The sequence below is a fragment of the Coprococcus phoceensis genome, from assembly GCF_900104635.1.
Taxonomy (GTDB): Bacteria; Bacillota; Clostridia; order Lachnospirales; family Lachnospiraceae; genus Faecalimonas; species Faecalimonas phoceensis.
In genome coordinates, this window is sequence record NZ_FNWC01000007.1 from 784,921 (window position 1) to 805,253 (window position 20,333).

The window sequence follows — 20,333 nt, forward strand, 5'->3', positions numbered from 1 at the left end:
ATTTAAGGAGATATAAAAAGATGATTAAAGTACTTTTTATTTGCCACGGCAACATCTGCCGCAGCACCATGTCCCAATTTGTATTCCAAGACATGATTAACAAGCAAGGTCTCACCGACCAATTTTATATTGATTCCGCGGCAACAAGCCGCGAGGAAATCGGCAACGGTCCACATTACGGAACGGTAAACAAGATGCGGGAAGTAGGGATTCCGGTACTTCCGCATCGCGCTGTACAGATGACAAAAAAAGACTATGAGAAATATGATTATCTCATAGGAATGGACGAAGCGAACATTCGCAATATGACAAGAATCGCAGGTGGTGATCCGGATGGAAAGATCCACATGCTTCTTGATTTTGGAAAAGCTCCAAGAGCGATTGCAGATCCATGGTATACCGGAAATTTTGATGTTACCTATCGGGATGTGAAAGAAGGCTGTGAAGCGCTACTCGTTTATATTAAACAACATGATTTGTAAGGACGATTTTTCAGTCTCTCCAAAACGGAATAAAAGTTCCGGTTGGAGGGACTGTTTTGTTATCTGTTGTCCTTATAGATTGATTTTCAAAATTGACGGGAAATGAAAAATCCTTTATGATATTTTGGAAGAAGAAAAATAGTAACAGTTCAGCCATAACAGCTCAAATTGGCTGTTACACAGCCTTTTTCGATGCTAACGAAGCTGAAATCCTGCTTATGGAAGAACGCTATATACAAAGTCCACAAAAAATCTTCGTTTTCAAATTAGTTTGAACTCAGTTTTTTGTGACTTTGTGCACGGCTGAACTGTTACGAAAAATAGGAGTGTTGAAAATGAATATATTGAATATAGAACACGTCAGTAAAGTATTTGGCGAGAAGACAATTTTCGATGATGTTTCATTCGGGATTCAAGAAGGAGACAAAATTGGCATTATAGGAATTAATGGTACAGGGAAAACAACGCTGTTGCGTATGATTGCGGGAGTGGAAGAGCCTGACAGCGGACAGATTATAAAACAGAATGGGATTCGATTGGCGTATCTTTCGCAGCATCCTTCGTTTCCTGAGGGAGCGACTGTTCTTTCGTATGCATTTGACGGAATTGCGGAGAATGACTGGGCGCTGAAAAGTGAAGTGAAAAGTGCACTCAATAAACTTGGAATTACGGATCATGATATGAAAATGGAGCATCTTTCCGGCGGGCAGAAGAAAAAAGTAGCGCTTGCGAAAACGCTGACATCTTCGTTTGAAATTTTGCTTTTGGACGAGCCGACGAACCATTTAGATGGAGAGATGATTTCCTGGCTGGAAGATTATTTGAAACGTTATAAAGGTGTTGTGATTATGGTAACGCATGACCGTTATTTTTTAGATAAAGTGACAAATCGAATTTTGGAAATCAGCCGTGGAAAATTATATGGGTATGAGGCGAATTATTCGAAATTTTTGGAAATGAAGGCAGAACGGGAAGAGATGGAGCTTGCTTCAGAGCGAAAACGCCAAAGTGTGTTGAGAATGGAATTAGAATGGGCAAAGCGCGGCTGCCGAGCAAGAACAACAAAGCAAAAGGCAAGATTGGAGCGATTAGAGCTTTTGAAAAACGGAAAAGCTCCGGAGACGGATCGTTTGGCAGAGATTGATTCTGTGGAAACGAGAATGGGCAAGAAGACGATTGAGCTCCACCATGTCAGCAAGAGCTACGGGGAGCGAAAGCTGATTGACGATTTTGATTATATTGTATTGAAAAATCAGAATCTTGGAATCGTGGGTCCGAATGGCTGCGGAAAGTCGACACTGCTAAAAATGATTGCGGGACTTGTTGAGCCGGATGAGGGAACGATTGAGATTGGTGAGACGATTCGAATCGGCTATTTTGCACAGGAACTTCCGGAAATGAATACGAGCCAGAGGGTAATCGATTTTGTGAAAGACATCGCCGAGTATATTCCGACGAAGGATGGAAGAATTACGGCTTCGCAGATGTTGGAGCGGTTTTTATTTACACCGGATATGCAGTATGCGCCGATTGAAAAATTATCGGGCGGTGAAAAGAAGAGACTTTATCTGTTAAGTGTCCTGCAGGCTGCGCCTAACGTGCTCATATTTGATGAAGCGAACAATGATATTGATATTCCGACAATGACAATTTTAGAGGACTATCTGAACTCGTTTCAGGGAATTGTGATCACGGTATCGCATGACCGCTATTTTCTGGACAACGTGGTGGACCGCATTTTTGAATTTGATGGAAATGGACATTTGCAGCAGTACGAGGGCGGATACACGGATTACATAGAGGCGAAGCAGAAGCGGGAAGTGCCAAAAGAGGAAGTGAAGGCGAAAAAGAGTACCGGAAAAAATGATTGGAAACAGAATCGTCCGACAAAGTTGAAATTTTCATATATGGAGCAGAAGGAGTTTGAGACAATTGATGAAGACATTGCCAAGCTGGAGGAAAAACTCGAAAAGCTGGATGCGGATATGATGGCGAATGCAACGAACTCTGCGAAACTTTCGGAACTTACTTTAGAAAAAGAGTTCGCAGAAAAACAGTTGGAAGAAAAGATGGAACGGTGGGTTTATCTGAATGATCTGGCAGAGCGCATTGCAGCGCAGTAAAAAGTTAAAGTGACATTTAGAAAAAGTATTGACAAATAGGTTTCTAGTTGATAATATATAAAAACAGAACGCACTCTGTTTTTTAAAAATAAGAAAGTAGAGGGATGTTATGAGGAAACAAGTATTTTCATTATTGGTAAATAACAATGCGGGGTTGTTAAGTCGCGTTGCCGGATTATTCAGCAGAAGAGGATACAGTATTGACAGTATCACAGCGGGAATTACAACGGATGAACGGTTTACAAGACTTACGGTTGTTGCAAGCGGGGATGAGTTGATCTTGTCTCAGATTGAGAAGCAGCTTCGCAAATTGGAAGATGTCGTTGATATTAAGATTTTGGCGGATGGAGAGTCGGTTTGCAGGGAGCTTATTATGGTCAAAGTGATGGCAGATGCATCTGAGAGAGCAGAGATTATTTCTGTTGCTGATATTTTCAGAGCGAAGATTGTCGATGTGGAGAGAGAGTCGCTGATGCTTGAGATGACAGGAAATCAGTCGAAAGTAGAAGCTTTTTTGAATCTCCTGCAGGGATATAAGATTTTAGAGCTTGCAAGAACAGGAATCACGGCCTTGTCAAGAGGGTCAAAAGGTATCAAAGTAATTGATGATTAATGTAGAAAGCTAGGGGCAAAGGTCCTTAACTATATATTCATGAGAAGGGTTTAGGAGGTAACAGCTATGGCAAAAATTTATTATCAGGAAGATTGTAACTTATCATTATTAGAAGGAAAGACAATTGCGGTAATCGGTTACGGAAGTCAGGGACATGCGCATGCATTGAACGCAAAAGAATCCGGATGCAATGTCATTATCGGTCTTTACGAAGGCAGCAAATCATGGAAAAAAGCAGAAGAACAAGGATTTGAGGTATACACAGCGGCAGAGGCGGCAAAAAAAGCCGATATTATTATGATTTTGATCAATGATGAAAAGCAGGCTGCATTATACAAAAACGATATTGAACCAAACCTTGAAGAAGGAAATATGTTAATGTTCGCACACGGATTTAACATTCATTTTGGATGTATCGTACCTCCAAAGAATGTAGATGTTACAATGGTAGCGCCAAAGGGACCTGGTCACACAGTAAGAAGCGAATATCAAGTAGGAAAAGGTGTTCCTTGTCTTGTGGCAGTAGAACAGGATGCGACAGGAAAAGCACAGGATATCGCACTTGCATATGCGCTTGCAATCGGTGGAGCAAGAGCAGGTGTGCTTGAGACAACATTCCGTACAGAGACAGAGACAGACCTTTTCGGTGAGCAGGCAGTACTTTGTGGTGGTGTTTGCGCATTGATGCAGGCAGGGTATGAGACATTGGTAGAAGCAGGATATGATCCAAGAAATGCTTACTTCGAATGTATCCACGAGATGAAATTAATCGTAGACTTGATTTACCAGAGCGGATTTGCCGGAATGAGATACTCTATCTCAAACACAGCAGAATACGGTGATTACATTACAGGACCAAAGATCATCACAGAAGATACAAAGAAAGCAATGAAGAAAATCTTATCAGATATTCAAGATGGTACATTTGCAAAAGACTTCTTATTAGATATGTCATCAGCAGGAAGCCAGGTACACTTCAAAGCAATGAGAAAACTTGCGGCAGAACATCCATCAGAAATTGTCGGAGAAGAAATCCGTAAATTATACAGCTGGAGCGACGAGGATAAATTGATCAATAACTAGTCGTTATAATGAAAAGTAGGTAGATGCATTAAATGCGCTACCTACTTTTTGTGTGCAGTATATTGGGTGATGCTTTTCCAAATCTCTACAAGTTTCTCCAGTGAATAGACTGCGTTTGCGGGACTTGTGGATGGCAGTTTTATTGCGTCCATATGTGTCTGGCTTTTGCAGTATTTTTCATAAAGCTGGAATGCGGCGTTGCCGTTTGTATAAATCTGCTCGATATGGGAGACAGACAAGATTCGATTCAGATCATTGGGAACGACGTGTTTGATGCTGCTGTCGCTGGAGCCTTTGATTTCGCAGGAAGCAATCACATCCCAGACCGCAATCTGATTATTCAGCAAAAATTGTTTCTTTTCTTCGATTGTTTGAGGTACTTCGCAGTTGAAAATTTTTGCGAGCACCTTCCAAAAACGATTTTGTGGGTGGTTGTAGAAGAAGTGTCCTTCCCGTGACTTTACAGATGGGAAAGAGCCGAGAATCAATATTTTTGAGTCCCTATTAAAAATCGGTTCGATTTCGTGAAAAACAGTGTCCATAAAAAACTCCTTTATTTTTAAAGTGCAATCAAAAAGACAACCACATGACGGTATGGTTGTCTTATAATATATTTCCTAATAAAAATTAAGCAATTCCGTTAACAGCTTTTGTTAAACGAGAAACTTTTCTAGCACAAGTATTTTTGTGGTAAACACCTTTGCTTCCAGCCATGTTGATTTCTTTGATAGCAGCTTTTAATGCTTCAACAGCAACAGCCTGATCTTTTGCTTCAACAGCAGCATCTACTTTTTTAATAGAAGTTTTTACTCTTGATTTAATTGCTTTATTTCTAGCAGCTTTTGTTTCGTTTACTAAAATTCTTTTTTTTGCAGATTTAATGTTAGCCAATCTGAACACCTCCAATATATGTGATATAAAATTCATCTTTTGTTCAGCAGACCCGGACACGGAACGTTCTACTGAAACATACTCATTCATTGTAAAATAACTATTGTGGCTTGTCAATACATAATTCTCTTTTTTTTGTGAAAACTAAAAAATAAAGTTACAAGGAGAAGTTGAGATGTTGGAAAAGTATAGTATTCATACAGATTTAGCATTGGAGGAAAAAGAGCGATTTGAATCGGATCATGTGGAAGTTCAGGGAGTTATCTTGGAAGAGGAGTATGACAAAGAGCGGGAGATACGAATCACGAAAGTAAAGATTGAGACGGAAAAAGGGGCTCGCGCGATGGGGAAACCTGTCGGCACATATATTACGATGGAAGCACCGAATATGGCCGTCCCAGACGAGGAATATCACAGGGAAATTTCAGAAGAACTGGCAAAATATATCAAAGAGCTCATAAAAATCGAAAAAGAGGACTATGTTGTATTGGTGGCAGGTCTTGGAAACCGTCAGGTGACACCGGATGCATTAGGACCACATGTAGTCGATAATCTGGCAATTACAAGACATATTGTAAAAGAGTATGGTAAATACGCAATGGGGGAAGATGCTGTGCACATGACAAGCGCAATCGTTCCAGGGGTTATGGCGCAGACCGGTATGGAGACATTAGAGATCATCAAAGGGATTGTAAAAGAGACAAAACCGGATTTGGTCATTGCGGTGGATGCGCTTGCCGCAAGGAACAGCAAGAGACTGAATCGAACCATTCAGATTGCAGATACGGGAATTAATCCGGGCTCCGGTGTGGGAAATCACAGAAACGGAATTACAGAAGAGACAATCGGGGTTCCGGTCATTGCCATTGGTGTGCCGACGGTTGTAGATGCAGCTACGATTGTCAATGACACGATGGAAAATTTGATTGCGGCACTGGAGACATCCGAGACACTAAAAGGCGTCGGGGTCGTTTTGCAGGGATATAATGCGACGGAGAAATATGAACTGATCAAAGAACTGATCTCTCCGCATTTAAATGGAATGTTTGTGACCCCGAAAGATATTGATGAGACAATCAAACGAATCGGATATACGATTTCTGAGGGATTAAATATTTTGTTTTCGGAGAGGACATGCTCATAATTATCAAAAAGGCAACATATATTGTTAAAGCTCTAAAGATTCTGTTAGGAGAGAAATATGAGAAAAAATAGGAGTTTAGCAATATTGTCGGGCAGTTTGATCTTTTGTCTTGGCATATATATATTATTTCAAGGTGGAACGCAGATTACGGAAGAATGGAAGGGGAGTCTGCGGGAAAATCTTGTGAGAATGACGGAAAGGTCTTTTATGCCAGGACTTTTTTATGCGGAAAAAGAAGAAAAGACAGATTGGAATACATGGATTGCAAAAAAAGCGATGCAGATGATTCCGCTTGGAAGTTATGTGGAAGGGAAAGGAACTTATGAATCTGAAATTGAAGATACTGCGACCTATGAAATGATCATGGCAAGGCAGGCGGCAGATGAAAATGAGGTGGACGAGAATGGAAATCTGATCAACGGGGACGGAAGTCACGCAGAAAAAGATGCCAAGGAAGTGAAAACGGAACCAGTGACCGTATCAATAGAGCAGCTGAGAGATTTTAACTATCTGGTGAGCCATTACTATACGGTGGACAGTACAACGATGATCGGGCAGGAGCAGTTAAATGTGGATGAGCTTCTCGCAAAAGATATGCATATTGACACAAGTGGGGAAGGACCAAAAGTACTTATCTTTCATACTCACTCGCAGGAGACTTTTGTGGATTCTGTCGAGGGAGATGTCGGAACAAGTATCGTCGGGATGGGAGCATATTTGTCAGAGCTTTTGAATGCGAAGGGAATTTCAACCATCCATCATGACGGCGTGTATGATTTGATCGACGGGAAATTAGACCGAAGCAAAGCGTACGAATTTTCGGAAGTGGGGGTCAGAAAAATATTGGAAGAAAATCCAAGTATTGAGGTTGTGATTGATCTGCACCGTGATGGGGTCGGCAATGATACACATCTGGTGACGGAGGCAAATGGAAAACAGGCGGCAAAGATCATGTTTTTCAATGGACTTAGCAGAACAAAAGCCAATGGAGATATCGCATATCTTCCAAATCCTTATATTCAGGATAATCTGTCGTTTTCTCTACAGATGCAGCTTGCATCAGAGAGTATGTATCCGGGATTTGCAAGGAAAATCTATCTGAAAGGGTACCGTTACAGTCTCCATATGATGCCAAAATCTCTTTTGATCGAGGCAGGTGCCCAGACAAACACTGTGGAGGAAATGCGAAATGCGATGGAGCTGTTGTCAGACGTTTTAGCAAAAGTCATCATGGGGTAGAAGAATTTATTTGAAACGAACCTTTGTTTGTGTTATGATGGGTGCAGTATGAAAAAGAGAGGGTTTTAAGTAAATGGCGAAACAAAATACATATGATGCAGATAGTATTTCTATATTAGAAGGACTGGAAGCGGTCAGAAAAAGACCGGGAATGTATATTGGAAGTGTGTCTACGAAGGGGCTCAATCATTTGATCTATGAGATTGTGGACAATGCGGTAGATGAACATCTTGCGGGGTACTGTGACAAGATTCAGGTCATACTGGAAAAAGATGGTTCTGCAACGGTGATCGACAATGGGCGAGGTGTCCCTGTCGGGATGCACCAAAAAGGGGTATCCGCAGCGCGTATTGTATATACGACACTTCACGCAGGTGGAAAATTTGATGATACAGCTTATAAGACAAGCGGCGGGCTGCACGGGGTTGGCTCTTCGGTTGTAAATGCACTTTCTATTTATATGGACGTCAAGATCAGCAGGGAAGGTGCAATTCATCACGACCGATACGAGCGGGGGATTCCGGTTGTAGAGCTTGAAAACGGGTTGCTTCCGGTTATTGGAAAGACGAGAAAAACGGGGACAGAAGTGAATTTCCTGCCGGACGACACGATTTTTGAGAAGACGAGATTCAAGGCGGAGGAAGTAAAAAGTCGTCTCCATGAGACTGCGTATCTGAATCCGAATCTGACGATTATTTTTGAGGACAGACGCGGAGCGCAGACAGAACATATTGAATATCATGAGGAAGACGGAATACTTGGATTTATCCGTGATCTGAATCAGAAGAAAGAGGCGATACATGAGCCGATTTATTTTAAAGGTGAGTCAGAAGGAATTGAAGTGGAAGTTGTATTCCAGTATGTAAATGAGTTCCATGAGAACGTACTCGGATTTTGTAATAATATTTACAATGCAGAGGGTGGAACACATTTGACGGGATTTAAGACGACGTTTACGACGGCGATGAACCAGTACGCGAGAGAACTTGGCATTTTAAAAGAGAAGGACAGCAATTTTACAGGAGCGGATATTCGCAACGGGATGACGGCGATTGTTTCAATCAAGCATCCGGATCCGCGTTTTGAAGGGCAGACGAAGACAAAGCTGGACAATCCGGATGCAGCAAAGGCGACCGGAAAGGTGACCGGGGAGGAGATTGTGCGCTATTTTGACCGGAATCTGGATACGCTTAAAAAAGTAATCAGCTGCGCGGAGAAGGCGGCAAAAATCCGTAAGACGGAGGAGAAGGCAAAGACGAATCTGTTGACGAAGCAGAAATATTCGTTTGACAGCAATGGAAAGCTTGCGAACTGTGAGAGCAGAGATGCGAGCAAATGTGAGATTTTTATCGTGGAGGGAGATTCTGCGGGAGGTTCCGCAAAGACGGCGAGAGACCGCTCTTATCAGGCAATCCTGCCAATCCGCGGAAAGATTTTGAATGTGGAAAAAGCAAGTATCGATAAGGTACTTGCCAACGCGGAGATCAAGACGATGATCAATGCCTTTGGCTGTGGATTTTCGGAAGGGTATGGTAATGATTTCGACATCACAAAACTCCGTTATAACAAGATCATCATTATGGCTGATGCGGACGTGGATGGCGCTCACATTTCTACATTATTATTGACATTGTTCTATCGGTTTATGCCGGAATTGATTTTTGAAGGACATGTCTATATTGCGATGCCTCCGCTTTACAAGGCGATGCCGAAAAAAGGGGAAGAGGAATATCTGTACGACGACAAAGCGCTGGAGCGCTATCGCAAACGTCAGAAAGGACCATTTACGCTGCAAAGATACAAAGGTCTTGGCGAGATGGATGCAGACCAGTTGTGGGAGACAACGCTGAATCCGGAGACGAGAATGCTAAAGCTTGTCGAGATTGAAGATGCGAGAATGGCATCTTCTGTGACGGAGATGCTGATGGGAAGTGAAGTGCCTCCGAGACGTGCGTTTATTTATGAAAATGCGACAGAAGCAGAGTTAGATATATAGGAGGCAACAAAAGATGCAGGATTCACAAATTATAAGAACCGAATATTCGGATATCATGAAAAAATCATATATCGATTATGCGATGAGTGTCATTGTGGCAAGAGCGTTGCCGGATGTCAGAGATGGTCTGAAGCCGGTGCAGAGAAGAACACTTTACGATATGCATGAACTTGGTATCCGCTATGATAAACCATATCGAAAATGTGCGCGTATCGTCGGGGATACGATGGGTAAATACCACCCGCATGGAGACAGTTCCATCTACGAATCACTTGTCGTAATGGCACAGGAATTCAAAAAAGGAATGATTCTTGTGGACGGACATGGAAACTTCGGCTCTATCGAGGGAGACGGCGCTGCTGCGATGCGTTACACGGAGGCTCGTCTTGCAAAACTGACACAGGAGGTATTTCTTGCAGACTTGGACAAAGGAGTTGTGGACTTTGCTCCGAACTTTGACGAGACGGAAAAAGAACCGGAGGTGCTTCCGGTACGTATCCCGAATCTTTTGGTAAACGGTGCAGAGGGAATCGCAGTCGGAATGGCGACAAGTATTCCAACACACAATTTAGGCGAAGTGATCGATGCGGTGAAAGCGTATATGAAAAACAGTGAGATCACGACAAAGCAGTTGATGAAACATATCAAAGGACCGGATTTTCCGACGGGCGGTATCGTAGTCAACAAAGACGATCTTTTGAACATTTATGAGACGGGATCCGGAAAGATTAAGATTCGCGGAAAAGTGGAAGTGGAGGAATTGAAAGGCGGAAAGAAACGTCTTGTGATTTCAGAAATTCCTTACACAATGATCGGTGCAGGAATCGGAAAATTTTTAAACGATGTGGCGTCCCTTGTGGAGAGCAAAAAGACGAATGACATCACAGATATTTCCAATCAGTCATCCAAAGAAGGAATTCGGATTGTGCTCGAACTTCGAAAAGATGCAGATGTGGAAAACTTAAAGAATATGCTTTACAAAAAGACTCGTCTGGAAGATACATTTGGAGTGAATATGCTTGCCGTTGCAAATGGGAAACCAGAGACGATGGGACTGAAATCAATTATCGAGCACCATGTAGATTTTCAGTTTGATGTTGCGACGAGAAAATACAAGACACTGCTTGCAAAAGAGTTGGATAAAAAAGAGATTCAGGAAGGTTTGATCAAGGCATGTAATGTCATTGATTTGATTATTGAAATTTTGCGTGGCAGCAAGTCGATCAAAGAGGCAAAAGCGTGTCTGACTGACGGTATCACAGAGAATATCAAATTCAAATCTAATATTTCAAAAAAGATGGCCTCGATGCTCCGGTTTACAGAAAGACAGGCGACAGCAATCCTGGAGATGCGCCTGTACAAACTGATTGGTCTGGAGATTGAGGCATTGCAGGCAGAACATGAGCAGACACTTAAAAGTATTGCCCGCTATGAAGATATTTTGAATAATTATGATTCGATGGCGGAAGTAATTATAGAAGATTTGGATGCGATTAAAAAGACATATGCAAGAAAACGACGGACGATTGTCGAAAATGCAGAAGAAGCAGTGTTTGAAGAAAAGAAAATCGAAGAGCAGGAAGTTGTATTTTTGATGGATCGTTTTGGATATGCGAGAACGGTGGATGTGTCGACCTATGAAAGAAACAGGGAAGCAGCAGACTCGGAGAATAAATATATAGTTTCCTGTCTCAATACCGGAAAAATATGTTTGTTTACGAATGCAGGAAAGATGCATCAGGTGAAGGTGCCGGATATTCCATATGGAAAATTCAGGGATAAAGGAACTCCGATTGATAATTTGAGTAATTACAACAGCACCGAAGAACAGATTGTGTTTGTGTGTGATGAGGGAAGTCTCTCTATGGCAAAGCTGTTGTTTGCGACAAAACAAGGTATGTTAAAGCAGGTGGATGGAAGTGAATTTCAGGTGGCAAAACGAACCATCGCAGCGACAAAGCTTTTAGAAGAGGATGAAGTGATCTGTGTACAGGTTGTGACAGAGGGACAAAGCATTGTGCTTCAGACGATGAATGGATATTTTCTGAGGTTTGCGTCGACAGAGGTGCCGGAAAAGAAAAAAGGTGCCGTCGGAGTGCGCGGAATCAAACTACAAAAAAAAGATGAACTGGAACAGGTATATCTGCTTGAAGAAGGAGTTGAGCAAAAGGTTCTATATAAAGAAAAAGAAGTGACATTGAATCGTCTGAAACTGGCAAGACGTGATGGAATCGGAACAAAACGATAACCCTGAAATGAGAAATTTTGAAAATACCCTTGCATTTATTGAGAATGAGTGCTATAGTGTATGTTAGTTACATAAGAAATCGGCAGAAGAGTGGACGTAATGTTCACTCTTATTTGTTGGTATAAGAAAGGAAGGTTGACAGTGTCTAAAAGAGAAGTATACGAACAAAAAACAGAAGAACTTCTATTACCAATCATTGAAAGCAATGGATTTGAGTTGGTGGACGTTGAGTATGTAAAAGAGGGAGGAAACTGGTATCTTCGGGCATATATTGATAAACCGGGAGGAATTTCGGTAGACGATTGTGAAGTGGTAAGCAGAGCGTTTTCAGATATTTTGGATGAGAAAGACTATATCGAAGATACGTATATCTTTGAAGTGAGTTCTCCGGGACTTGGAAGACCTTTGAAAAAAGAGAAAGACTTTGCAAGAAGTATCGGAGAAGAAGTGGAGATCCGTACTTACCGTGCGATTGACAGACAGAAAGAATTTATCGGAATTCTAAAAGAATACGATCAGGATACCGTGACGATTGAATATGAAGATGAGACAACAAAGACATTTGAACGAAGCGAGATCGCTTTGATTCGTTTGGCATTGGATTTTTAAATCAGGAGGAAAGAAAAAATGAACACAGAATTATTAGAAGCGTTGACAATTCTTGAGCAGGAAAAGGATATCAGTAAAGAGACTTTATTAGATGCAATTGAGAATTCTCTGATTAACGCATGTAAAAATCATTTTGGAAAAGCAGATAATATCAAAGTAGTGATGAATCGTGAGACTTGTGACTACTCTGTGTTTGCGGAAAAGACAGTTGTAGAAGAAGTGGAAGACGATGTGATGGAGATCAGCCTTGCAAATGCAAAAATGATCGACTCAAAATTTGAGCTCGGCGATATTGTTCAGATTCCGGTGGAGTCAAAGGAATTTGGACGTATTGCAACACAGAATGCAAAGAACTTAATTCTTCAGAAAATCCGTGAAGAAGAGAGAAAAGTAGTGTACGATCAGTATTTTGAAAAAGAGAAAGATATCGTGACTGGTATCGTGCAGCGTTATGTTGGCAAGAATGTAAGTATTAACCTTGGAAAAGCAGATGCGATGCTGACTGAGAATGAGCAGGTAAAAGGCGAAGTGTTTAAGCCTACAGAACGTATCAAACTCTATATCGTAGAAGTGAAGAATACAACAAAAGGACCAAAGATTTTAGTTTCCCGTACACATCCGGAACTGGTGAAACGTCTGTTTGAGTCTGAGGTTGCAGAAGTAAAAGAAGGAATTGTTGAGATTAAGAGCATCTCAAGAGAAGCCGGTTCCCGTACAAAGATTGCAGTGTGGTCAAATGACCCGGATGTAGATCCGGTCGGAGCATGTGTTGGTATGAACGGTGCGAGAGTCAATGCAATCGTAAGTGAGCTTCGCGGAGAAAAGATTGATATCATCAACTGGAGCGACAATCCGGCGATCTTGATTGAGAATGCACTTAGTCCGGCAAAAGTCATCTCTGTAATGGCTGATCCGGATGAAAAGACAGCAAGTGTGATTGTGCCGGATTATCAGTTGTCACTTGCAATCGGAAAAGAAGGACAGAATGCGAGACTGGCTGCACGTCTGACAGGATACAAGATTGATATCAAGAGCGAGACACAGGCGATTGAAGCCGGTGAACTTCCGGAAAATTATATGAATCTTTCCACAGAAGTGTCTGAGGAAGCAGATGAAGAGATGCCAGATGAATTAGTGTAGTCAGGAGTGATTTGTTGAGTAATAACAAAAAGATTCCTATGCGAAAATGTGTAGGATGTCAAGAGATGAAAAGTAAAAAAGAAATGATGCGTGTTTTGAAAACTTCCGAAGATACATTTGAACTGGATGCGACAGGAAAAAAGAACGGGCGCGGAGCATATCTTTGTTTTTCAAAAGAATGTTTTGAAAAAGCGGTGAAAAACAAAGGGTTAGAGCGGTCTTTTAAGCAGGCAATTCCAAAAGAAGTTTATGAAAAGCTGGAAAAGGAGATGAATGCGCTTGAAATCGAGTAAAGCATTATCGTTAGTCAGCCTTGCCACGAAAGCAGGAAAGACGGCAAGCGGTGAATTCTGTACCGAAAAAGAAGTAAAGACCGGTATGGCAGAGCTTGTGATTGTGGCGGAGGATGCATCGGCGAATACAAAGAAGAAGTTTAAAAATATGTGTGATTTCTATGAAGTGCCAATTTATTTTTATGGGGATAAAGATACCTTGGGGCATGCAATGGGAAAAGAATTCCGGGCGACACTTGCAGTGACAGATGCAGGGTTTGCAAAAGGGATCAAGAAACATTTGGAAACAGAAGGATATACGATTGCATAGAGGAGGTAGTTAGTATGACAAAAGTGCGAGTGCATGAATTAGCAAAAGAGCTAAATAAAACAAACAAAGAAGTACTTGATGTTCTGAGAGAAAAAAATATAGAGGTAACCAGCCATATGAGTTCATTGAGTGATGAGCAGATTGAGGCTGTAAAAAGTAGCTTTGGCGGTGGGGATACAAAAGAAGAACCGAAGAAAAAGCATATTGTGCAGGTGTTCAGACCGCAGAATTCTCAAAATGGTTCCCGTCAAGGCAATCGTCCAACACAGAGACGAGATGGACAGAACAACAATCAAGGACAGAGAAACGGAAACAATCAGGGTCAGAGACAGAATGGTCAGAGACCAAATAATAACCAGGGTCAGAGAAACAACAACGCAGGTCAGGGACAAAGACAGAATAATAATGCGCAGAGAGCAAATAATAATCAAAGACCGAACAACAATTATCAGGGTCAAAAACGCGATGACAACAGACGTGATGACAGAAGAGATGACCGCAGAGATGATAATAGAAGAAACGACAGAAGAAACGATAACAGAAAGAGCGCGCCTTCAATTCCGGCACCGGTAGTTCCTGAGCAGAAGCCACAGCGTCAGAAACAAAAAGATAATTTTAATAAGAAAAAAGATTATCGCAAAGATGACCATGAGGAAAGAGGACCAAAAGGGAAAAAGACAAAAAATGTGCCGTTGCAGCAAAAGCCGCAGCCAAAGGTAGAGGAAAAAGTGGAAGAAAAGATTAAGATGATCACGATCCCGGAAGTACTTACAATCAAAGAACTTGCAGATGCGATGAAGATTCAGCCGTCTGCAATTGTAAAAAAATTGTTTTTACAGGGAAAAATCGTGACAGTAAACCAAGAAATTGATTACGATACTGCAGAGGAAATCGCAATGGAATTTGAAGTGCTCTGCGAAAAAGAAGAAGTAGTAGATGTCATTGAAGAATTGTTAAAAGAAGATGAAGAAGACGAAAGCAAGATGAAAAAACGTCCGCCGGTTGTGTGTGTTATGGGGCATGTTGACCATGGTAAAACTTCCCTTCTGGATGCAATCCGTAATACAAATGTGATCGACCGTGAAGCAGGTGGTATCACACAGCATATTGGTGCATATGTGGCGACAGTAAACGGAGAGAAGATTACATTCTTAGATACACCTGGACATGAGGCGTTTACAGCAATGCGTATGCGTGGCGCTAATTCCACAGATATTGCGATTCTTGTTGTTGCGGCAGATGACGGCGTAATGCCTCAGACTGTAGAAGCAATCAACCATGCGAAAGCAGCTGGAATTGAAATCATTGTTGCAGTAAACAAGATTGATAAACCTAGTGCAAATATCGATCGTGTAAAACAGGAATTGACAGAGTATGAGCTGATTGCAGAGGACTGGGGTGGAAGCACAATCTTTGTACCGGTTTCTGCAAAGACAGGAGAAGGAATTGAAGACTTGATGGAGATGATCCTTCTGACAGCGGAAGTATTGGAATTAAAAGCGAATCCAAACCGCCGCGCAAGAGGTCTTGTGATCGAGGCAGAGCTTGATAAAGGAAAAGGTTCTGTGGCGACAGTACTGGTACAGAAAGGTACACTTCGTGTCGGAGATGCCATCGCAGCAGGTTCTGCTTACGGGAAAGTAAGAGCGATGATGGATGACAAAGGAAGAAGAGTAAAAGAGGCAGGTCCTTCTACTCCGGTAGAGATCCTTGGTCTGAATGATGTGCCGAATGCCGGAGAAGTATTTGTCGGATGCGGCAATGACAAAGAAGCAAGAAACTTTGCAGAGACATTCATTTCACAGGGAAGAATGAAACTGTTAGACGATACAAAATCAAAGATGTCCTTAGATGATCTGTTCAGCCAGATTCAGGCAGGAAATGTCAAAGAACTTGGTATTGTTGTAAAAGCAGATGTACAGGGTTCTGTGGAAGCAGTAAAACAGAGTCTTTTGAAATTGTCAAATGACGAGGTCGTTGTAAAGATCATCCACGGTGGTGTCGGTGCAATCAACGAGTCTGATGTCACACTTGCATCTGCATCCAACGCAATCATCATCGGATTCAATGTAAGACCGGATGCAACTGCGAAAGAGATTGCGGAGCGTGAAGGTGTGGATGTAAGATTATATCGTGTCATCTACAATGCGATTGAAGACGTGGAAGCTGCCATGAAAGGTATGTTAGATCCGGTGTTTGAGGAAAAAGTACTCGGTCATGCAGAGGTTCGTCAGACATTTAAGGCTTCAGGCGTAGGTACGATTGCTGGTGCATATGTGCTTGACGGTACATTTGAGAGAGGATGTTCTGCACGTATTATCCGTGATGGAGTTGTAATCTTTGATGGAGGTCTTGCTTCGTTAAAACGTTTTAAAGATGATGTAAAAGAAGTAAAAGCAGGTTATGAATGTGGATTTGTCTTCGAGAAATTTAATGATGTAAAAGAAGGCGATCAGGTAGAGTCTTATAAAATGGTAGAGATACCAAGATAAGAAAAGAGGAAAAGAATTGAGAAAAAACAGTATTAAAAATACAAGAGTAAACGGAGAGGTGCAAAAAGAATTAAGCAACATTATCCGCGGGGGCATCAAAGACCCTCGTGTTGCACCAATGACCTCCGTTGTGGCGGTGGAAGTAGCGCCGGATTTGAAGACATGCAAAGCATATATCAGTGTGCTCGGTGATGAGAAAGCGCAGGAAGACACAATCAAAGGTCTTCAGAGCGCAGAAGGATATATCCGAAGAGAGCTGGCAAGGAAGCTGAATATGAGAAACACGCCGGAAATAAAATTTGTGATGGATCAGTCTATCGCATATGGTGTGGCAATGTCGAAAATGATTGATGATGTGACAAAGGATTTAAAAGAAGAGGAAGAATAAGATGTTAAAGGAAGTCTTGAAACATGTAAAAACAGTCGCCATTGGCGGTCATGTGCGTCCGGATGGTGATTGTGTCGGCTCCTGTCTTGGGTTGTACCAGTACATCAAAGAAAACTATGAAGAGATTCAGGCGGATGTCTATCTGGAAGACATACCAGATAGTTTTCATTTTATCAAGGCGGCGAAAGAGATTCGTCACGAGGTGCCGGACAAAAAAGAATATGATCTGTTTATTGTGCTTGACTGTGGTGATAAAGAACGTCTCGGATTTTCAAAGGAGCTTTTTGAACATGCAAAAGAGACGTTCTGCGTAGACCATCATATCAGTAATCTTGCGTTTGCAGATCAAAATTATATTTTCCCGGAAGCAAGTTCTACTTCGGAGCTTGTATACCGGCTTTTGGATTTAGAAAAGATCACAAAAGAGACGGCTGAATGTCTGTATCTTGGAATTGTGCATGATACAGGAGTGTTCCAGTATTCATGTACGGCGCCGGAGACGATGGAGGTGGCAGCGAACCTGATGCGGAAAGGGATCAATGCCTCTGAAATCATCGAAAAGACATTTTATGAAAAGACGTTTGCTCAGAACCAGATTTTGGGGAGGGCATTGTTTGAAAGTTTTCTGTTTATGGATGGAAAATGTATTGTATCCTATATTACACAGCGTATGATGGAATTTCATGGTGTCACACCGAAAGATTTAGAAGGAATTGTCAGCCAGCTTCGGGTTACGAAAGGTGTGGAAGTTGCCGTTCTTTTATATGAGACTGCTCCGCATGAGTACAAAGTGAGCCTGCGTGCATCTGGTGATGTGGATGTCAGCAGAATCGCACAGTATTTCGGTGGAGGAGGCCATAAAAAAGCAGCCGGTGTGACGATGAAAGGAACGGTACATGATGTGATCAACAATCTGTCCGGACAGATTCATTTACAACTATAAAAAGGAAGAAAATATGGTACACGGAGTCATTAATATACGTAAAGAAAAAGGATTTACATCACATGATGTAGTCGCAAAACTAAGGGGAATTATCGGACAGAAAAAAATCGGGCATACCGGTACATTGGATCCGGATGCGACGGGCGTTCTTCCGGTCTGCCTTGGAAAAGCGACAAAATTATGCGATATGCTGACGGATAAGGATAAGACATATAAGACAGTACTTTTACTTGGAAAGGCAACGGACACTCAGGATATATCCGGAACAGTGTTATCCGAAAAAGCGATGGATGGAATTGACAATGATGCCGTAGAAAGATGCATCGGGGAATTTGTAGGAGAATACTTACAGGTACCGCCGATGTATTCTGCGTTAAAAGTCAATGGGAAAAAATTATATGAACTGGCGAGAGCAGGAATTGAGGTTGAGAGAAAAGCTCGTCCGGTTATTATCTACGAGATTCGGATTAAAGAGATTTCGCTTCCGCGCGTGCGGATGGAAGTCTCCTGCTCTAAAGGAACCTATATCCGCACATTGTGCCATGATATCGGAGAGAAACTCGGCTGTGGTGGCTGCATGGAGGAACTCACCCGCACAAAAGTAAGCAGGTTTACTTTGGAAGACAGCTATACATTGGAGGAAGTCAGACAGAAAAAGGAAGCGGGATTACTTTCAGAGATATTAGTTCCAATTGATGAAATGTTTGGGCAGTACGAGGCGGTGACACTTAAACGCCCTTATGAAGCGCTTGTGTGTAATGGGAATATGTTTTTTGAAAAGCATATCAATGAGTCAAAAGATCTGATTGACGGGGAATATGTGAGAGTTTACAGTAATTCCGGACAGTTCATTGCGATTTACGCATATCAGCAGAAACAAAAGATGTTTAAAATAGTCAAAATGTTTTTTGATAAAAATGAGTAACGATAAGAGGAAAAAACATGCAATATATCAAGGGAATGCAGTTCTATCAAAATGACAAAAAGACTGCAATTACATTGGGGAAATTTGATGGTCTTCACAAAGGACATGAGACATTGATCGAGCGGGTCATTGAGCATCAGAAAAATGACGGTGTAGACAGCGTTGTGTTTGCATTTGACATGGCACCCTTGTACGAAAAAATAAAAAAGAAAAAAGAAAGTCTGATTACGAACGAAGAACGCGCAGGACGCCTTTTTGGCAGGGTGGATTATCTGGTGGAATGCCCATTTGTCGAGGCAGTTTCGAAAATTGAGGCGGAGACTTTCATAAAAGAAATTTTGGTGAAACAATTTCATGCCGAGTATATTGTAGTTGGCACGGATTTTCACTTTGGATATCAGAAAAAAGGTGATTATCATATGTTGCAGCAGTATAGTGGGGAATACGGGTATGAGGTGGAAGTGATTGAAAAGAAGTGCTATGAAGATAGAGAAATAAGCAGTACTTACATTAAAGAAGAAGTGAAAAAAGGGAATATGAAACTGGTTACACAGCTTCTTGGATACCCGTATACCGTCACAGGAGAAGTACAATATGGTAAGCAGCTTGGGAGAAAGCTTGGATTTCCGACGATGAACATTGTTGCAGAAAAAGAGAAACTGCTTCCGCCTAACGGAGTCTATGTCAGTTCAATTCGCATTGATGGCATGCTTTATGGAGGAATCTCTAATATCGGCTGCAAACCGACAGTTTCAGAGAAAGAACAGATGGGAATTGAAACATTTGTATTTGACTATCACGGGGACGCTTATGGAAAGAAAATTGAGGTAGCGCTTTACGAGTATGTGAGACCGGAAAAAAAATTCCATTCTGTAGAGATGCTTCGCAAGCAGGTGGAACAGGATATCGCATATGGGCGTAAGTGGCTTCAAGGTTTCAACAGTAATTTTTAAAAATAAGTAGTTTACACTGGTGGAAAAGTATGATATACTCATCAAGTATGAAAAAACCGATGTTCGGTGACCGGATACTCCAACCGTCACTTAATGTCAGGTGTTAAATTTAAGAAAAACAGGAGGGTCATAGCATGATCGCAAAAGAAAAGAAACAGGCTATTATGGCAGAATATGCCAGAACAGAAGGCGACACAGGTTCACCGGAAGTTCAGATCGCTGTATTAACAGCAAGAATCAATGAGTTGACAGAACACTTCAAAGCTAATCCAAAGGATCATCATTCAAGAAGAGGTCTTCTTAAAATGGTAGGACAGAGAAGAGGTTTACTGGCTTACCTAAAGAAAACTGACATTGAAAGATACCGTACATTAATCGAGAGATTAGGATTAAGAAAATAGTTAAAAGTTTTATACAGACCACAACACAACAATGCAAAGGGGCAGGCGAATATCGCCTGT

The 20,333-nt window shown here is 41.7% G+C and carries 21 protein-coding genes; 19 read left to right on the forward strand and 2 right to left on the reverse strand.

All coding sequences use genetic code 11. The annotated features are described in order from the left end of the window. The first annotated feature begins 20 nt into the window (after positions 1–20). From BQ5364_RS07465 to ilvC, 5 genes are all read left to right on the forward strand, one after another. Entirely contained in the window at positions 21–482 is a 462-nt protein-coding gene (locus BQ5364_RS07465) for a low molecular weight protein-tyrosine-phosphatase (RefSeq protein WP_044987106.1), read from the forward strand. A gap of 116 nt (positions 483–598) precedes the next feature. Then, positions 599–757, forward strand: coding sequence for a hypothetical protein (locus BQ5364_RS17910; protein WP_004612447.1), 159 nt, complete (start codon positions 599–601; stop codon positions 755–757). Positions 758–817: 60 nt separating this feature from the next. Beyond that, entirely contained in the window at positions 818–2,605 is a 1,788-nt protein-coding gene (locus BQ5364_RS07470; RefSeq protein ID WP_004612448.1) for an ABC-F family ATP-binding cassette domain-containing protein, read from the forward strand. A gap of 109 nt (positions 2,606–2,714) precedes the next feature. Then, complete coding sequence (gene ilvN / locus BQ5364_RS07475) at positions 2,715–3,218, forward strand: acetolactate synthase small subunit (protein WP_004612449.1); 504 nt, start codon at positions 2,715–2,717, stop codon at positions 3,216–3,218. Between the two features lie 66 nt (positions 3,219–3,284). After that, positions 3,285–4,301: a ketol-acid reductoisomerase gene (ilvC, locus tag BQ5364_RS07480; RefSeq protein ID WP_004612450.1), complete on the forward strand. Its 1,017-nt coding sequence runs from the start codon at positions 3,285–3,287 to the stop codon at positions 4,299–4,301. Positions 4,302–4,342: 41 nt separating this feature from the next. On the opposite strand, the gene BQ5364_RS07485 is transcribed toward ilvC, so the two are convergent. Next, on the reverse strand, positions 4,343–4,843 hold the full coding sequence (locus BQ5364_RS07485) for a DNA-deoxyinosine glycosylase (RefSeq protein ID WP_004612451.1): 501 nt from the start codon (positions 4,841–4,843) through the stop codon (positions 4,343–4,345). A gap of 85 nt (positions 4,844–4,928) precedes the next feature. Then, positions 4,929–5,192 (reverse strand): 30S ribosomal protein S20, encoded by a 264-nt coding sequence (gene rpsT / locus BQ5364_RS07490; protein WP_022250056.1) that lies wholly within the window; start codon positions 5,190–5,192, stop codon positions 4,929–4,931. A gap of 175 nt (positions 5,193–5,367) precedes the next feature. Between rpsT and gpr the strand changes: the two genes are divergently transcribed. The 14 genes from gpr (at position 5,368) to rpsO (ending at position 20,273) form a co-directional block, all read left to right on the forward strand. Then, positions 5,368–6,336 carry a GPR endopeptidase gene (gpr, locus tag BQ5364_RS07495; protein WP_004612453.1) on the forward strand — a complete coding sequence of 323 codons (969 nt, stop codon included), beginning with the start codon at positions 5,368–5,370 and terminating at the stop codon, positions 6,334–6,336. Positions 6,337–6,393: 57 nt separating this feature from the next. After that, positions 6,394–7,575 carry a stage II sporulation protein P gene (locus tag BQ5364_RS07500; RefSeq protein WP_004612454.1) on the forward strand — a complete coding sequence of 394 codons (1,182 nt, stop codon included), beginning with the start codon at positions 6,394–6,396 and terminating at the stop codon, positions 7,573–7,575. 73 nt (positions 7,576–7,648) lie between these two features. Next, positions 7,649–9,571 (forward strand): DNA gyrase/topoisomerase IV subunit B, encoded by a 1,923-nt coding sequence (locus tag BQ5364_RS07505; RefSeq protein ID WP_004612455.1) that lies wholly within the window; start codon positions 7,649–7,651, stop codon positions 9,569–9,571. Positions 9,572–9,584: 13 nt separating this feature from the next. Next, a complete protein-coding gene (locus tag BQ5364_RS07510) occupies positions 9,585–11,819 on the forward strand; it encodes a DNA gyrase/topoisomerase IV subunit A (RefSeq protein ID WP_071143950.1) in 2,235 nt (744 codons plus the stop codon). A 141-nt stretch (positions 11,820–11,960) separates the two neighbouring features. Continuing rightward, positions 11,961–12,428: a ribosome maturation factor RimP gene (rimP, locus tag BQ5364_RS07515; RefSeq protein ID WP_071143951.1), complete on the forward strand. Its 468-nt coding sequence runs from the start codon at positions 11,961–11,963 to the stop codon at positions 12,426–12,428. A gap of 18 nt (positions 12,429–12,446) precedes the next feature. After that, positions 12,447–13,568, forward strand: coding sequence for a transcription termination factor NusA (gene nusA, locus BQ5364_RS07520; protein WP_022250059.1), 1,122 nt, complete (start codon positions 12,447–12,449; stop codon positions 13,566–13,568). A gap of 38 nt (positions 13,569–13,606) precedes the next feature. Next, positions 13,607–13,861, forward strand: coding sequence for an RNase P modulator RnpM (gene rnpM / locus BQ5364_RS07525; RefSeq protein ID WP_004612459.1), 255 nt, complete (start codon positions 13,607–13,609; stop codon positions 13,859–13,861). Next, a complete protein-coding gene (locus BQ5364_RS07530; RefSeq protein WP_071143952.1) occupies positions 13,842–14,171 on the forward strand; it encodes a L7Ae/L30e/S12e/Gadd45 family ribosomal protein in 330 nt (109 codons plus the stop codon). The genes rnpM and BQ5364_RS07530 overlap by 20 nt, the downstream gene beginning before the upstream one ends. A gap of 14 nt (positions 14,172–14,185) precedes the next feature. Beyond that, positions 14,186–16,663 carry a translation initiation factor IF-2 gene (infB, locus tag BQ5364_RS07535; protein WP_022250062.1) on the forward strand — a complete coding sequence of 826 codons (2,478 nt, stop codon included), beginning with the start codon at positions 14,186–14,188 and terminating at the stop codon, positions 16,661–16,663. Positions 16,664–16,679: 16 nt separating this feature from the next. Beyond that, positions 16,680–17,051, forward strand: coding sequence for a 30S ribosome-binding factor RbfA (gene rbfA / locus BQ5364_RS07540; protein ID WP_022250063.1), 372 nt, complete (start codon positions 16,680–16,682; stop codon positions 17,049–17,051). Position 17,052: 1 nt separating this feature from the next. After that, the gene (locus tag BQ5364_RS07545) at positions 17,053–17,994 is read left to right on the forward strand and encodes a DHH family phosphoesterase (RefSeq protein ID WP_071143953.1); all 942 of its coding nucleotides are present in this window, start codon (positions 17,053–17,055) and stop codon (positions 17,992–17,994) included. Positions 17,995–18,007: 13 nt separating this feature from the next. Further along, positions 18,008–18,919: a tRNA pseudouridine(55) synthase TruB gene (gene truB, locus BQ5364_RS07550; RefSeq protein ID WP_071143954.1), complete on the forward strand. Its 912-nt coding sequence runs from the start codon at positions 18,008–18,010 to the stop codon at positions 18,917–18,919. Positions 18,920–18,936: 17 nt separating this feature from the next. Then, positions 18,937–19,872: a bifunctional riboflavin kinase/FAD synthetase gene (locus BQ5364_RS07555; protein WP_071143955.1), complete on the forward strand. Its 936-nt coding sequence runs from the start codon at positions 18,937–18,939 to the stop codon at positions 19,870–19,872. A 134-nt stretch (positions 19,873–20,006) separates the two neighbouring features. Beyond that, positions 20,007–20,273, forward strand: a complete 267-nt coding sequence (gene rpsO, locus BQ5364_RS07560) for a 30S ribosomal protein S15 (protein ID WP_004612466.1) — start codon at positions 20,007–20,009, stop codon at positions 20,271–20,273. The last annotated feature ends 60 nt before the right edge of the window (positions 20,274–20,333 follow it).